We start from the raw sequence: 15,744 nt of genomic DNA, 5'->3' as shown, positions 1-15,744 counted from the left end.
CCACTTAGTTTTCTGATTAGCGTTTGGCTTTTTCCAGGGCGTTCACAAGGTCGGCCCAGAGCTCCTCTACATTTTCAAGTCCCACATGCAGACGGATTGTGCGCGGGCTGACACCGAAGCGCCCGATCGAATTGGCATCCGGCGTCTGCTGCAACGAAGCCATTGCCGGAACGACCAGGCTCTCGTGACCACCCCAACTGACGCCGATACGAAACAGCTTCAGCGCATCGACAAACGTCGGCACGTCGATATCCTCGGTCACTTCGAAGGAAAACAGACCGGTATAACCGGTCAGAGTCGCCTTGCCCGGATGATTGGAATAGGCCGGGTGAATGACCCGCTCGACGTCGCCGCGCCCTTTCAGACGTTCGGCGATGGTGAGGCCGCTCTTCATGTGGTGCGGCAGGCGCAATGTCAGCGTCCGCAGGCCCCTCAACAATAGCCATGCCTCGAAAGGCGAGAGTTTGGCACCGAGATAGGAATAAGTGCGGCCGTTGATGCGGTCGATCATTTCGCGCGAACCAGCAACCACGCCCGCCACGGTGTCGCTGTGGCCACCGAGATATTTCGATGCGGAATGCAAAACAAGATCAATGCCATGGCTGATCGGTTTCTGGAACAGCGGCGTCGCATAGGAATTGTCGATAGTGGTGACGATACCGTGCTGCTTGGCCAATTGCGCATAATGCGCAATGTCCTGCAACTCGAACATCATGGAACTGGGGCTTTCGAGATAGAGCAGTTTGGCACCGGGAAGTGCTGCGGCTACCGCATCTGGATCGGACCCATCGACATAATCAACCTTGATACCGAGATGCGGCAGCAGGCGTTCAAACAGCCGGTAGGCATCACCGTAGCAGTTGCGCACGGCAACGATCCTGTCACCTGCCCCGACAAAAGCCAGAACAGTGGCGCTGATCGCACCCATGCCGCTGGAAAAAGCCCGGGCGGCTTCCGCGCCTTCAAGCGCTGCAATCTTGCCTTCAAACTCCATGACTGTCGGATTGTCGCCACGCGAATAGATCGGCTGGCGTTTGCGACCGGCAAACGTATCCGCCATGTCGGCATAGTTTTCGAAGGTGAACAGTGATGTCTGATAGATCGGCGGCACAACTGACCCACCGGGAAACGGGTCGTCATGCGCAAGCAATGTTGCCGCCTGTGCCATCAGGTCCTGATCATAGAAAAAGGGATTGTCGTTCATGTCTTGCTCTGCTTCTGGAGATTTGCGGCACCGCGCTTGAGATCATCTTCAACGGTGGCGATCAGCTTCAATGCTTCGGCACGCGCGCCAACGGGGTCACGGGCTGCGATGCAATTGAACAGGGTGCGGTGATAGGGGAAGCTGGCATGACCAAAGTCGCGTACGCCAAGCGGATGTTCCCAGAACCTGTGAAACATCTCGTACATCGCAGCAATGATCTGCTCGAACAGCGGGTTTCCTGATGTGCGGAAGACGGCGAGATGGAAATCCCAATCTTCTTCTGAAGACATGCCTTCCCGCGCATGAAAGGCCTCTTCCATGACGATCAGCTTTTTTTCGATAAAAGCGATATCCTCGTCGCTGGCGCGCTCCGCGCAAAGAACAGCGGCTTCGGCTTCCAGTCCACGCCGTATTTCAAGCGTATGCATCAAGCTACGGAAATCGTTGCCGGACGGCAATGTCAGCGGCATATGCAGCATATTGCGGGTGACAGCGGCACGCAGATAGGTACCACTGCCCTGCCGCCGCTCGACAAGTCCGAGTTCCTGCCAGCGCGTCAATGCTTCACGCACGGTCGTCCGGCTGACTTTCAGATATTCCGCCAGCACGCGTTCGGTCGGCAAGCGATCACCGGGCTTAAGGCCCTCGCTGGCAACGAAATCCACCAATGCGTTCAGCACCGCGTCATCACGCGATGAAGTCTGCACGGGTGATAGGATCGGGTTGATCACGAAATGCCTTGCATAATTGGTTGGACCATTGTGCCAATCCAGCATGAAAACAAAGTCGTGTCAAATGGCGGTCCGGCCTTTTTCAATGGAAATAGTAGAAAACCGTGACGAGTAAGATTACCCGTCCCGAAATTCGAGACTGCATCCGCTCAATTGTCCGGAAGGACACGATGCCGCCGGGTTCAAGAAAACCATGGAGATAGCAATCAATAAAAATAACGCAACACCAATATGTTGTCGGCGTTGCGTCACTAAATACTTCAGGAACGATCCGGGCGATTACACCATCCCTTGGCTGTCAAATTCGACGGGCCCAAAAAAGGAAGTGCCCGTGATCTCATCAGGCAGCAGCATCTCATTGTGAGCACGGCCCGGCCGGATCATCGGGAAACAGTTGGCAAGTTTGGCCACCCGGCAGTCGAACAGGACCGGCCGTTTAACATCAATCATCTCTTGTATCGCATCATCGAGATCTCCTGGATTGTCACACCGCATACCAACGGCGCCAAAGGCTTCGGCCATCTTCACGAAGTCGGGCAAAGCCTCCGAATAGGAATGAGAGAGACGGTTCCCGTGCAGAATCTGCTGTGATTGCCGAACCAATCCCATATGTTCGTTATTGAGTATGAACACCTTGATGGGTGCGTCGTATTGAATTGCCGTCGACAATTCCTTCATGCTCATCTGCACGGATGCATCCCCGGCAATGTCGATCACGAGACTTGTAGGATGGGCGATCTGCACACCAATTGCGGCAGGCAAACCATATCCCATTGTACCGAGTCCGCCCGATGTCATCCAATGATTGGGGTTCTCGACACCATAGAACTGTGCTGCCCACATCTGATGTTGCCCCACTTCCGTTGTGATGTAGGTGTCGCGATCTTTGGTCAGCGCATAAAGACGCTCGAGAGCATATTGCGGCATGATGGTTGCAGGATCCATTGCGTAGGAGAAGGAATTGCGTGCTCGCCATTGATCGATCCTCTCCCACCAGCTTCGCAGACGCCCCTGATCCGGTGGAACCGGTAGAGCTCGCCAGAGGCGCAGCATATCTTTCAAGGCACTTCCTACATCACCTTGAATCGCAATGTCTGCGGTGACGATCTTGTTGAGAGAGGAAGGATCAATATCGATATGAATTTTCTTCGATCTTGGTGAAAAGCCATCGAGGCGTGACGTTACCCGATCATCGAAACGCGCACCGATGCACAGCATGATATCGCATTCGTGCATAGCCATGTTCGCTTCATAGGAACCATGCAGGCCCAGCATCTTCAGCCAGTTTGGCCCCGATGCCGGGTAGGCTCCGAGCCCCATAAGGGTCGAGGTGATGGGAAAGCCGGTCAAATCGACAAATTCCCGCAGCAGCGCCGACGCCGCAGGTCCGGAACCGATCACGCCTCCACCGGTATAAATGACCGGCCTGCGCGCCTTCGCCAGGAGATCCAATGCCGCGCCTATTCGCGTATCATAACCTTCAATTCTGGGTTGATAACTCTTCGTCTCACTCACATCAGAGGGGGCCGTGTAATACCCGCTGGCAAGGAGAATATCTTTAGGCATATCCACGAGCACCGGCCCTGGCCGTCCCGAGCGCGCAATGCGGAATGCCTCATGGATAGTAGAGGCCAGCTCGTTGACATCCGTGACAAGCCAATTGTGCTTCGTGCATGGCCGAGTGATGCCAACCGTATCGCACTCCTGAAAGGCATCGGAGCCTATCAGCGTTGTCGCCACTTGCCCCGACAGGCAAACGATTGGAACAGAATCCATCAACGCATCCTGCAGGGGCGTAACGGAATTGGTAACGCCCGGCCCCGAGGTGACCAGCATAACGCCAACCTTCCCCGTCGAGCGGGCATAGCCTTCAGCCGCATGACCTGCGCCCTGCTCATGGCGAACAAGTATGTGTTTGATATCGCTCTGCTGGAAAATTTCGTCATAGATGGGCAATACCGCCGCCCCCGGATACCCAAATATATGCTCGACTGCATTATCGCGCAATGCCCTGATAACAATCTCTGCCCCGGTCATGGGAGTCCGTGCGGATTCAATAGTGTGTTTGCCTGTCATGACAGTTCCTTGTTGCAATGGTTGAAAAGGATCATATTGACGGGGCGGCCAGTGAAATTTGGGCGTAAAAAAGGCCCCGTCAGGAGCCTGTTTGCCGCGCATGGGTGCTAACGCCGGATGGTCAAACCATCCTGCCCATGCGCGATCGCACCACCACGAGAACCATTGCAATTTTCATAATCAAATTCACTAGCTTGTATCCGGCTGATCGTCAACGCTGCTTCAAGAGCAGCGGTGGCAGCCCGGTCCGGTTCTTGCCGTCACACACATCCATGTTCCCAACCGTTTGAAGCCAGCCAATAACAATATCCGGCCAATGGCCGACGCGTACCCTCGTTCATGGAAAAATCGCTGCGCCGACCGGCCCTGCATGCGCTCCCCGTCCCTGTGCACAACAGTTTCGAACACTCTTGTCAAAACTGAAATATTAGAATATTTATATTTCACTCGCATTAATGCTTGCGAAACGCCACGAGAAATCCGTCAATAAGAGTGGACAGAATTGCCAAAGGCGGCCGCGACGACCGCAGAACCAAAGGATAGATGGCATGCTCACAGATGACGGAAAAGCCAACGATGTCGACAGGAAGCGCGATCGGACGCATCCGCTTTCATCGTCCCAGACCGCCTATGTGCAGCAACGTGCAGCAACCCCGCGCGCAGCGACGCACATTTACAAGGAACTGCTGGAGGAGATTATCTCACTCCGGCGCAAGCCAATGGAGCCGATTTCAGAAAAGGAAATCGCTGCCCATTTCGGTGTCAGCCGTACGCCTGTCCATCAGGCCGTTTTGCGGCTCGCTGATGACGGTCTGATTGATATTTTCCCGCAATCCGGAACGTTTGTCGCCCGCATTCCACGGCGTGCGCTCTACGAAGCCATCCTCATTCGTAAATCGCTGGAAGAAACAACGGTGAAGCTTGCAGCCGAGCAGGCCGATACGACGGATATCAAGCGTCTCGAAGCCAGCATTACTGATCTCGCATTGGCCGAAGCCGTGCCTGACAACGAACTGTTTCACCAGGCGGATACAAGCTTTCATCTTCAGATCAATGCCATCGCCGGTTTCCCCGGCATCTGGAACGTCATCCAGCAGGTCAAAATGCAGATCGACCGGTACCGGCGTCTGACTTTGCCGCAGCGGGGACGTCTGACACGGGTAATTGTCGAGCACGAGGCGATTCTTGACGGCATTCGCCGGCACGACACGGCCCACGCTGTCGAGGCAATGGGATTCCATCTTGGCCAGATGCTCAATGAAGTGAAGGAAATGCGAAACATCAATCCGAGCTATTTCATTGACGATGAATAGCCAATTTCGAACGTCATTCAGCAAAATGAACAAAGGTAAGACATGAAAATCGAAGTCAGACAGGTTTCCCATCCAGATGCCGTTCGTGCCTATGGTACAGACGATCTGCGCCGCCACTTTCTGATTGAAAGCATTTTCGAAACGGACGAAATCGTTCTTACCTATAGCCATATCGATCGCTTGGTCATCGGCGGCGCCCTGCCTGCAACAAAACCAATCCATCTAAGTGCTCCGACGCCGATCGGACAGGAATTTTTCCTCGCACAACGGGAACTGGGCGTGATCAACATCGGTGGAGCAGGCCGCATATCGCTCGATGGCACTGCTCATGAACTTGCACCGAGAGATTGTCTCTACATCGGTAAAGGTGTGATCGACGTCGTGTTCGAGAGTATCGACACGGCAAATCCGGCCAAGTTCTATCTTCTCTCGACACCGGCCCACGCCGCCCATCCGAGCATGCTTATCAAGCCGGAGCAGGCCAAGCAGGTGAAGTTGGGTGATCAACTTACATCAAACAAGCGCACCATCTTCCAGTACATTCATCCCGATGTCTGCGACAGCTGCCAGCTGGTCATGGGTCTGACCCAGCTTGATCCCGGCAATATGTGGAACACCATGCCTTCGCACACCCACGACCGTCGGTCCGAGGCCTATCTCTACTTCGATCTCGCCAACGATCAGCGTGTGTTCCACATGATGGGTGACCCATCCGAAACGCGTCATCTTGTCGTCGCCAATGAACAGGCGATTATATCGCCCGGCTGGTCAATCCATTCCGGCGTCGGCACCTCCAACTACGCGTTCATCTGGGCCATGGGGGGCGATAACAAAAGCTTCACGGATATGGATCATATCCCCATTAGTGCGCTGCGGTGATTGTTGTGACGCATCTTTTTGATCTTTCAGACAAAATTGCCATTGTTACAGGTGCAAATACCGGCATTGGACAGGGTATCGCAGTGGCACTTGCCGAAGCTGGAGCCTCGATTGCGGCTGTTGGCCGGTCATCCATGGATGAAACCCGTTCTCTCGTCGAAAAAGCAGGCGCCCGCTTCCATGAAATAAGGGCGGATCTCGGCACGATCGCCCCGGTCGCCTCAATCATCGAGGAAACACAGAAAGCCTTCGGTGGGCTGGATATTCTGGTCAACAATGCCGGTATCATCCGCCGAAATGACGCTGTTGATTTTACCGAAGCTGATTGGGATGCCGTCATGGACACCAATCTCAAATCGGCTTTTTTCCTTGCACAAGCTGCCGGCCGACACATGATTGCCGCCGGACGGGGCAAGATCATCAATATTGCCTCTCTTCTGTCCTTTCAGGGCGGCATCCGCATTCCGTCCTATACCGCTTCCAAGAGCGGGCTTGCCGGAATTACCAGGCTCTTGGCATGCGAATGGGCGGCAAAGGGTGTCAACGTCAACGCTATCGCTCCCGGTTACTTCGTCACCAACAATACGACAGCCCTCAGGGAAGATCAGGATCGAAGCGCTCAGATTCTTGCCAGAATACCCGCTGGCCGCTGGGGTGATCCCTCGGATATTGGCGGCGCGGCGGTATTTTTAGCCTCGAAAGCCTCGGATTACGTCCACGGCACGGTGCTGCCCGTCGATGGCGGCTGGCTTGCGCGATAGAGTGAGATAAGCGCCATGAATTACCAGTTCGATTTCGAGGCCCTTCTCCCCTACTGGCAAAGCTTTCTTCAGGGCGCGATAACAACAATCCAGATGACCATCGTCGCGGTGGCCATCGGACTTGTCATCGGGGTTCTCTGTGCAATTGCCCGGCGCAGTGCCTATCCATGGCTGCGTCTCGTCGTCGGCATCTACATCGAGATTGTTCGCAACACGCCGTTCATCGTCCAGATATTCTTCATATTCTTCGGATTATCGTCCATGGGCCTGACCATGCCGGTCTTTTTTGCATCGGTTTTTGCCATGGTAATCAACGTCGGAGCTTATACAGCTGAAATCGTGCGGGCCGGTATGGAGGCTGTGCATCCAAGCCAGATTGAAGCGGCGGAAGCACTCGGCCTGTCCCGGTTCCAGATCTACCGCGATATCATTCTCATGCCCTCGATTGAACGCGTCTATCCGGCACTGACCAGCCAATTCATCCTTATGATGCTTTCCACCTCGATCACCTCACAAATATCAGCGGAAGAACTGACGGGTGTTGCCAACAACATCCAGTCCTACACGTTCCGCTCATTTGAAACCTATATCGTCATCGCTGCGATCTATCTGGTCATCACCTATCTGCTTCGTTTTGGATTTCACGCAATAGCCCTCGCCATATTCCCGCGTCGCCGCCGGCTTGGCACACCATTGTGAGGAAGCATCCATGACCGACGGTTTCACTACAAATCATCTCTTCTATCTGCTGCAGGGGCTTGTCTGGACTGTCGTCCTCTCCGCACTCGCCTTTGCACTCGGTGGCGTTGCAGGATTCTTCGTCATGCTCGCCCGCACTTCGCCCATACGCTGGCTGCGGCGGTTGTCTCTCATTTATGTACAGATCATCCAGGGAACGCCTCTGCTGATCCTGATGTTCGTCATCTATTTCGGCCTCGGTGTCATCGGTATCGAACTTCCACCGCTTATGGCTGCCGGTGTCGGCATGATGATCTACTCAAGTGCCTATCTCGGCGAGATCTGGCGCGGATGCGTCGAATCCGTACCACGAACCCAATTTGAAGCAGCCGAATGTCTCGCTCTAACACGATGGCAAGTACTGATAGACGTGATCCTGCCGCAGGCCATGCGCATCGCGACCCCGCCGACAGTCGGATTCATGGTGCAGCTCGTCAAGAATACATCGCTGGCATCGGTTGTGGGCTTCGTCGAGCTCACCCGCGCCGCACAGGTCATCAACAATTCGCTGTTCCAGCCGTTTCTCATTTTCGGTATCGCGGCCGCTTTCTATTTCTGCGTCTGTTACCCCCTATCGGTCTGGAGCCGTTCTCTCGAGAGGAAACTGAATGTCGGCCGCCGTTAAACTCCATGAAGTGATCAAGCGGTTTGGAACCGTCGAAGTGCTCAAAGGCGTATCTTTTGATGTTGCACCGGGTGAAGTGGTGGCACTCATCGGCCAGTCGGGTTCAGGCAAGAGCACGGCCCTGCGCTGTATCAACCGCCTTGAAACAATTCAGGGCGGAACGATTGAAGTCTGCGGACACCGAGTGGAGTCACCGGATCTCAACATTCGCGCGCTGCGCCAGGACGTGGGAATGGTGTTCCAGAGCTACAATCTGTTTCCACACATGAACGTGGCGGAGAACATCATGCTTGCTCTGCGCCGCGTCAAGAATATTGGTCGCGCCGAAGCGATGGAGACAGCGAAATCGGTTCTTGCAAAGGTCGGTCTTATCCAGAAAATCGATGCCTATCCCGAGCAATTGTCTGGCGGCCAGCAACAGCGTGTGGCGATTGCCCGTTCGCTCGCCATGCAGCCCAAGGTCATGCTCTTTGACGAGGTGACCTCGGCGTTGGATCCGCAACTGACGGGTGAAGTCCTGCGTGTGATGGAAGATCTGGCCAAGGGTGGAATGACCATGATCGTCGTAACCCACGAAATGGCCTTCGCGCGCAAGGTTGCAAGCCGCGTCATCTATATGAACACCGGCCGGGTCTGGGAGACTGGTACCGGTGACATGCTTGTGCGGCCGGAAACACAAGAATTGAAGGAGTTCTTGGCGAACGGCCTCTGAAACCAATCCGGCATAGCCGGTGGGACTTGAATCAACTGGGAGAGAGAACATGAAAATGATAATGAAAGTGGCCGTAGCAGCCACAGCAGCACTCATGATAGCCGCAACTGCTGCGCAGGCCGATGTCCTTGAAAATATTAAGAAATCCGGAAAAATACGCATCGCCGTCGCGATGGGCAGCCCGGAATATTCCTATGTCGATGGCGATCTCAAAGCCACAGGGTCCGACGTCGAGACCGCGCGCCTGATTGCCAAAGATCTTGGCGTGAAACTGGATCTTGTCGAGATTACCAATGCCGCGCGTGTACCGACCGTGCAAACGGGAAAGGCTGATCTGGTTGTCTCCGCCCTTGGTATTACCGAAGAGCGCAAGAAGGCGATCGATTATTCCGTACCCTACGCCACACTCAGCCTGATCGTCGCGGCGCCTAAAGACGTCGAGATCAAGAATTATGCGGATCTCGCTGGCAAGCGCATTGGTGTTACCCGTGCGACAACGAACGACATGGATATCACCCAGAATGCCCCCGGCGCGCAAATTGTGCGTTTTGAGGACGATGCGACACTGATCACTGCAGCTGTAACCGGTCAGCTCGACATCATCTCCAGTCAGTCCGCTGTACTTGGCGGTCTGAACAAGAAACGCACGACCAATCCGCTCGAACTGAAGTTCACTCAGAAGGAAACCAATCTCGGTATCGCTCTTCCCAAGGGTGAAAAGCCGCTGCAGGACTGGTTGAACAGCTGGGTAAAGACCAATTTCGCCAATGGAACGCTGCGGACTGTCTTCAAGGAGTTCCACAACCGCGATTTGCCTGACGATCTGACTTCTCGTTGATCTCAGGCCCGAAAACACTAGATCAGGGGTGCTCGCGCGCCCCTTTTCGCTTTCCACATCTATGCTCTCCCCTCACCGTTGAGCGCCTTGATCACTGGGATGACCGAATACTGGCCAATTTCGGCTCTGTCGGTTAGCGCGCGCAGATATCCTCCGGGCGAACGGATTTCTCCTGCCCGTTCCAATATCGCAGCAATTGTGATGGAAGCGTTGATATCACCCATCGTTTCGCGCGCTCTTTCCCAGGCATCGGGTGAAATACCGAGCATGGAACGGACCAAAGCCGCTGTCTGCATCAAATCGCGCCAATCCTCGATATCATTGCGGGCATAGTCACGAATTTGCGGGCAGGCCTCCAATACAGCGCCCAGCGGCAAAGCTGACGCCTTCATCGTCCCGGTTGGCAAATCACCCGGCACGGCATCCCGATGCTGAACCCGTTTCAGTTTGGCGTCCAGCAACCGCTGGCGCATTTTTGTCATTGCCTGGCTGCGTCCGGCTTCTGCCTTGTCATCTCTTCCCCTGTCAGCAACCCCGCTGTTTGCAAATTCTGGTGCTGCCGTTTGTTTCTGGCTTTTTTCGGAAGCCCTTTCAAAATGGTGGTCTATATTTGAATTCTGAATATGGTGCTCAGAAGAAGAGTCAGTGCCGCTCATTTCTTCGTTTGAAAGTGTATCAAGATAGGCTTTTTCAACCTTGCTCCGAAGCGCTGCGAGGCTGTCTCGCCGTACTTTCATTGTCTCCAATGGCAGATGCCTGCTTACCCGCCCCGAGAGGGCTGCCAGTTCGTCCGCATAGGCTTCCCAGTCACCCAGACGCTCCTCGCTCAATCCTGCGTCAATGGTCTTGGATACATCGCGCAAGTGAATAGTGATTTCGCTGCGAACACGGTGAATAGCCCGCTCCATGTCCCGCGCAGCCGCCGCATGTTCCCTGATTTCGTCACTGCGCAGCGCGAGTGGCGACAAATCAAAGCCGAATGCGTGCTCGATTTCCCCACCTTCCCCACGCCTGGCATAGCGCTTGCCATTCGGGCTATCCCGCCGGATGATCAATCCGGCTTCCACAAGCGCGGCAAGGTGCCGGCGAATGGTCGCAGAGGACATGCCACGCGTACGCATGGACAGTTCCGCATTGGACGGAAACACGACCACAGGCGTGCTACCATCCAGCAAAGTCTCGGGATAGAAGCTCAGAAGCGCTTCCAGTACGGCTATAGTGCGATCCGACAGGAAGAATGCAGCGCGCGCCTGCGTCAGTTCACGCAAAAGCGCCCATTTCTCCGGGTGATTGGCATCAGTTCCCGCCAGTTTTTCGCGGGCACGCGCTGTCTTTTCCTGCACTGCGAACATGGCATGCGACAGCGATCGCCCGCCAAATGGCGTCGTTGCAAAACGATCAGTCATTTTCTCTACCTCAAATTGAGGCAAGGGAAAGGTGTTGCCGGAACGCGTCCGACTCTTGACAAGTCAGGTAGGAAGTGATTCTCTAAAATTGCTACATTGAAGAGGGCTTCCGGAGCGGTAACGTTCTGGGGGCCTTTTTTCTTGCCGTTGTTCCTTCTCTCTGTTCTTTCCGTTCAACGCTTACACAAAACCAGAATTACGCATGTCTCAGGCTTTTCGTTCGCTCCTGTAGCGCTGCAAAAGCCCGTTTAACTCGCCGGCCACATACTCCACGAACGCTTCGGGAACCGTGTCGGCAAAACTGATCGACCGCTCCTTTTTGGTGTTCAGAAGCTTGGCGATGAAATCACCGTTGCTGTCACGTATTTCCCTTGCATCAGCAGGATCGACCTTGGCTGCTGCCGTTACAGCAGGCTTGTTGAGATTCAGCAGATGTTCGAACACCGCCTCAAAACGGCCGTCGCTGCCCTGCAATCTGAAATGATCCTGTTGAACGACCCCTTGAACCGCCTCACGGCCTTCGGGTTTTCTCAACATATCGGCAAGTCTCACCCAACGCGGCCGACCGATTTTGGGTGCTGGGCCGATTGCCTGCAAAATCGGCTTCGGGATGGCGTCCACGACTTGCAGATAGCGGGTCATCTCCGCCTTATGCAAAGCCAGGGCATCCTGCACCACCGACCGGCTGAAGCCCCGATCGATGAGATTGCGGGCAAAGAATGCACGCTCGATGAACGAGAGATCACGGCGCTCGGCATTCTCTTTGCCCTGTGCCACCACAAGCTGGGCATCGCTCAACTCACGGACGATCGCCTGCACCGGCAGCTTGAGCTCTGCGGCAGCCCGCAAGCGGCGATGACCATATGCCGTCTGATAGTATCCCCGCCGCTCCGGATGCGGTCGAACAAGGATCGGAACCTGCTGGCCATTCAGCTTAATGCTTTCCACCAACTCCCGGAAGGTTTCATCCAAGCCGAAATCATGACTCAAACGATCTTCAACAAAAGAATATTCAATAAGCTGGGGATCAATCTCGATGACCCGTTCCGCTCCCTCGAGACTTTCTCTAATCTTGCGGGCATCCTCCAGCTCACGCGAGATACCGCCGAGCGACAGGCCCATAGCCTTGATGGCCCCAGACGCCGTGCGCTGCTTTGGCTGCTCACTCGGCAGGCTGTCTTCCAACGGAGCCGGATTGACCGGTTTAGGCTCCGGCTGGGGGACCGTATCCACCGTGCCGAACAACGCCTTGAGTTGATCCCTGCGATTTTTATCTGTCATCTCTTACCTCACACAGGCCGATTCCAGGCCCTGAAGATCAGGCTCTGGATTTCGGCGTTGACGGAGGACAGCGATTCGATGGCCCGGTCATAGGTCGCCCGGGTAAAACTGTCGCGCGAAACTTCATACAGCGTCTGCTTGGTGAGACCGGCATCGGAAAATGCCGTTGATTTGACCACGGCCGATGTCAAGACGCGATCACCAAACAGCGAACGCAAGAAACCAGCAATCTGCTGCTGCGGTGCATCGTTGGGCTCAAAGCGCGTAATGAGATAGCGCATGAAATCGAAGTTGAGTTCACCGCCTGCCTCGCGCACGACTGCCAGAAGATCAGCTGTCATGAACAGAAACTGGCTCATGGACGCTACATCGAGCATCTGCGGATGCACGGTAACAAGAACGGATGTGGCGGCGCACAGCGCGGAAAGCGTCAGAAAACCCAGCTGAGGCGGGCAATCGATGACAACGACATCGTAATCGTCCGAGATCGTGTCGAGCGCTGCCTGTACCCGGGCAAAGAACAGCTGCTGTTCGATGCTCTGTTGCGCACCATGCTGGCGGTCCGCAAGCATCTGCGGCGTGGTGTGTTCAAATTCCTGCAATTCGAGGTTGCCCGGAATAAGGTCAAGCCCATCGAAATAAGTCTTGCGGATGATGTCGCGCATCAGACGCCGTTCACCATCGTAGCGAATGGCACCGTAAAGCGTGTCATTCCCCGTCAGATCGAGTTCCGGCTGGTAGCCAAAAAGCGCCGACATCGATGCCTGAGGATCAAGATCAACTGCCAGGACGCGAAAACCTGACATGGCCAAATGCTGGGCCAGATGAGCGCTTGTTGTGGTCTTGCCCGAGCCGCCCTTGAAGTTCGTGACCGCGATCACCTGCATATGCTCGTTGGCGGAAGGATCGCGATGGGGGAGATAAGTCTTGGCTTTGGGTCCGCCGGCATCGGCGAGATGATGGCGCAGCGCATTGATTTCAGCGAGTGAATAAAGCCGGCGTCCGTTTGCACCAGTTTCCGGCTGGGGCCCCTCACCCGCGATGGAGAGCTGGCGCAGATAGCCGTCTGAAACACCGATGAGCTTTGCAGCTTCGCCGCTCGTGAATTTGCGCAGGGTCTTTTGTGCGGTAGGTGGAAACAAGCGGTTACGCATGGCCTGCAATTGTGCCGACAGCATTTCTGCGTCCGCAGCGATGGCGCGATCAGCGGTCAGGGCAGCGGATGGCTGTGGCACTGCCGCCAGTTGCGTTCCATCCGGTTGAGTTGTCTGTACCGCATTCATCATAGTTACGTATTAATCCCGTGCGCCTGTTCAAAAGAATCGCATCAGCGCAGGGTTAAGATGCGCCGATTCGATTGAAATACCAAAAGGGTAACGCTGGTTGGTAGTTTAACGCCGTTAAACAGCACTAACATTCAGATTTACGTGTAACGCTTATTTCGCAGGATACCCCTTAAAACCGTAAGCAAACTGCTAAAAGAACTGAGTCGCGTCAAGCAGTTTATAGTTAACGCAAATTAACCATTAAGGCAGGCGGCAGGTGTGCCTGATACACATGATGCTGCCGGCTGATATGATCATCGTCCACAAATCACGTAAAGCGCTCCAATATATTGTTGGGCCAATCTGGGAGAGTTTCAACCATGCATTTCGGGAGGATTGAGGCATGTCCCTCGCAGCGAATGCGATGTCACTGAAGGATCCTGGCATTGTTAATCAGAGGATGGATTGCTCCGTCCTGCGGCACTATCAGCAACATCTGCTCCGATAGTGTTCTGGTCAGGATCATCTCTTCGGTCGAGACCAATGCTTCAGGCTGTCGCTCCATCGAAAACCTCAAAACCCGTGTCAACAACTGCGGGAGCTGGGGGACGTAGCCGCGATTCAAACGCCTTCTCGACGGCCGTGCGCCCGATCAAAAACCTGTTTGACCGAATGGTGGAAAGTGGTTGGGGTAACTCCCGCCCGATATCCAGTCCATTGAAGCCAAAGATCGCCAATTGATCAGGCATGCTTATTCCTGCGCCCAGACAATAAAATGCGCCCCCCACGGCCATGTCATCGTTGGAATAAATAACGACGTCGAGTCCCGGAGCCTCGGCACGAATTCGTGCCGTCATTTCCCGTCCCACGCCAACCGAGCTTGGTGCTTCCGCAATTGCATGAGCCTCAATCGCAAGCCCTGAGTCACTCAGGGCCTGGACAATCCCTTCATATCTCAGATGCGCGCGTCGATCTGCATTCCAGTCGTGGCCAACATATCCGAAATGGCGGTATCCCCGTGCGACAAGATGCTTTCCGGTCACATACCCCGCGCGTCGATGCGACATGCCTACAGCAATATCGATGGGAACGGCGTCAATATCCATCATTTCCACGATCCGGATATCACTCTGAACCAGCATCCGGCGTGTAGCATCCGTGTGGTCAAAACCAGCGATGAGAATCGCCGCCGGTTTCCACGCGAGGAGACCGCGTACGACATCCTCTTCCAAATCGACATCATATTCTGTCGTGCTGATAACGGGCTGGTAGTCCCCCTGTTTCAATCCGGCATGGATGCCCTGCAGCACTTCCGGAAAAACGATATTCGACAATGAAGGGATCACCACGCCTACCAGATGGGAATTGAGAGAAGCCAAGGACCCGGCAATACGGTTAGGCACATATCCGGTGGCACGAACGGCCTCCATAACCTTCAGCCTTGTTGCCTCCGAAACGGACCCGTCCTTACGCATGATCCGCGATACGGTCGATTCTCCAACGCCTGCATGACGCGCCACTTCTTTGAGGGTGATCTTACTCTTTTTCTCAGGTAAGCGCTGTCGATGTTGCAAGGGTTCATATCTCCATTTCGGACAAGCATGTGAGGCAAATCATATACTTATTCTCTATTGGACACTACGATGGGGCTTCACGCCCGTTAAGAGCAAATTCGACCCGCGCCCGATGGAGCCGCGAGGCGTTGCAATCAGCGAGGTTTATCCGGCATCCACGGTCTCGATTGCATTTCAATCCAGCTTGACGTCTTTGCACCACGAATGCTCCTGCTGGAATCCCAGCACCTCTCGCGCCTTGCGATTAGTTTCCGTTGTGATCAAGCATGTTTTTCGACCCACATGCGATCGGCTTTGACGAGCGCATTGGCGGTGACGAGAAGCTTGCGCATAACCGCGAC

General features: G+C 54.8%; 14 protein-coding genes. 7 read left to right on the top strand and 7 right to left on the bottom strand.

What is annotated here, in order from left to right; all coding sequences use genetic code 11:
• Positions 1-16: 16 nt before the first annotated feature.
• From FHW16_RS17680 to FHW16_RS17670, 3 genes are all read right to left on the bottom strand, one after another.
• Positions 17-1,204 carry a PLP-dependent transferase gene (locus FHW16_RS17680; RefSeq protein ID WP_182550585.1) on the bottom strand — a complete coding sequence of 396 codons (1,188 nt, stop codon included), beginning with the start codon at positions 1,202-1,204 and terminating at the stop codon, positions 17-19.
• Entirely contained in the window at positions 1,201-1,980 is a 780-nt protein-coding gene (locus FHW16_RS17675; RefSeq protein WP_182550584.1) for a FadR/GntR family transcriptional regulator, read from the bottom strand. Before FHW16_RS17675 ends, FHW16_RS17680 begins: the two co-directional genes overlap by 4 nt.
• Before the next feature lie 234 nt (positions 1,981-2,214).
• Complete coding sequence (locus FHW16_RS17670; RefSeq protein ID WP_281410130.1) at positions 2,215-4,011, bottom strand: acetolactate synthase 3 large subunit; 1,797 nt, start codon at positions 4,009-4,011, stop codon at positions 2,215-2,217.
• 548 nt (positions 4,012-4,559) lie between these two features.
• On the opposite strand from FHW16_RS17670, the gene FHW16_RS17665 reads away from it, so the two are divergent.
• From FHW16_RS17665 to FHW16_RS17635, 7 genes are read left to right on the top strand one after another with little or no spacing between them, the layout of a single operon-like run.
• Positions 4,560-5,324, top strand: coding sequence for a GntR family transcriptional regulator (locus tag FHW16_RS17665; RefSeq protein ID WP_182550582.1), 765 nt, complete (start codon positions 4,560-4,562; stop codon positions 5,322-5,324).
• A 42-nt stretch (positions 5,325-5,366) separates the two neighbouring features.
• The gene (gene kduI, locus FHW16_RS17660) at positions 5,367-6,203 is read left to right on the top strand and encodes a 5-dehydro-4-deoxy-D-glucuronate isomerase (RefSeq protein ID WP_182550580.1); all 837 of its coding nucleotides are present in this window, start codon (positions 5,367-5,369) and stop codon (positions 6,201-6,203) included.
• 5 nt (positions 6,204-6,208) lie between these two features.
• Positions 6,209-6,964, top strand: coding sequence for a 2-dehydro-3-deoxy-D-gluconate 5-dehydrogenase KduD (gene kduD, locus FHW16_RS17655; RefSeq protein ID WP_432652048.1), 756 nt, complete (start codon positions 6,209-6,211; stop codon positions 6,962-6,964).
• 15 nt (positions 6,965-6,979) lie between these two features.
• Entirely contained in the window at positions 6,980-7,663 is a 684-nt protein-coding gene (locus FHW16_RS17650) for an amino acid ABC transporter permease (protein ID WP_182550577.1), read from the top strand.
• Positions 7,664-7,673: 10 nt separating this feature from the next.
• The gene (locus tag FHW16_RS17645; RefSeq protein ID WP_182550576.1) at positions 7,674-8,327 is read left to right on the top strand and encodes an amino acid ABC transporter permease; all 654 of its coding nucleotides are present in this window, start codon (positions 7,674-7,676) and stop codon (positions 8,325-8,327) included.
• On the top strand, positions 8,311-9,039 hold the full coding sequence (locus FHW16_RS17640) for an amino acid ABC transporter ATP-binding protein (protein WP_182550575.1): 729 nt from the start codon (positions 8,311-8,313) through the stop codon (positions 9,037-9,039). Before FHW16_RS17645 ends, FHW16_RS17640 begins: the two co-directional genes overlap by 17 nt.
• A 49-nt stretch (positions 9,040-9,088) precedes the next feature.
• Positions 9,089-9,877: a transporter substrate-binding domain-containing protein gene (locus FHW16_RS17635; RefSeq protein ID WP_182550574.1), complete on the top strand. Its 789-nt coding sequence runs from the start codon at positions 9,089-9,091 to the stop codon at positions 9,875-9,877.
• A gap of 59 nt (positions 9,878-9,936) precedes the next feature.
• Here the strand turns inward: FHW16_RS17635 and repC are convergent, their stop codons facing one another.
• From repC to FHW16_RS17615, 4 genes are all read right to left on the bottom strand, one after another.
• On the bottom strand, positions 9,937-11,283 hold the full coding sequence (gene repC / locus FHW16_RS17630; RefSeq protein WP_182550572.1) for a plasmid replication protein RepC: 1,347 nt from the start codon (positions 11,281-11,283) through the stop codon (positions 9,937-9,939).
• Positions 11,284-11,490: 207 nt separating this feature from the next.
• Positions 11,491-12,564: a plasmid partitioning protein RepB gene (gene repB, locus FHW16_RS17625; RefSeq protein ID WP_182550571.1), complete on the bottom strand. Its 1,074-nt coding sequence runs from the start codon at positions 12,562-12,564 to the stop codon at positions 11,491-11,493.
• An 8-nt stretch (positions 12,565-12,572) separates the two neighbouring features.
• Entirely contained in the window at positions 12,573-13,850 is a 1,278-nt protein-coding gene (gene repA, locus FHW16_RS17620) for a plasmid partitioning protein RepA (RefSeq protein ID WP_432652047.1), read from the bottom strand.
• 527 nt (positions 13,851-14,377) lie between these two features.
• The gene (locus FHW16_RS17615; RefSeq protein WP_246711833.1) at positions 14,378-15,403 is read right to left on the bottom strand and encodes a LacI family DNA-binding transcriptional regulator; all 1,026 of its coding nucleotides are present in this window, start codon (positions 15,401-15,403) and stop codon (positions 14,378-14,380) included.
• Positions 15,404-15,744: the final 341 nt, after the last annotated feature.

Origin of the sequence: Phyllobacterium myrsinacearum (genome assembly GCF_014138285.1) — a bacterium.
Taxonomy (GTDB): Bacteria; Pseudomonadota; Alphaproteobacteria; order Rhizobiales; family Rhizobiaceae; genus Phyllobacterium; species Phyllobacterium myrsinacearum_A.
Note: the sequence above shows the minus strand (reverse complement) of the source record. Positions and strands in the feature narration are given on the sequence as shown.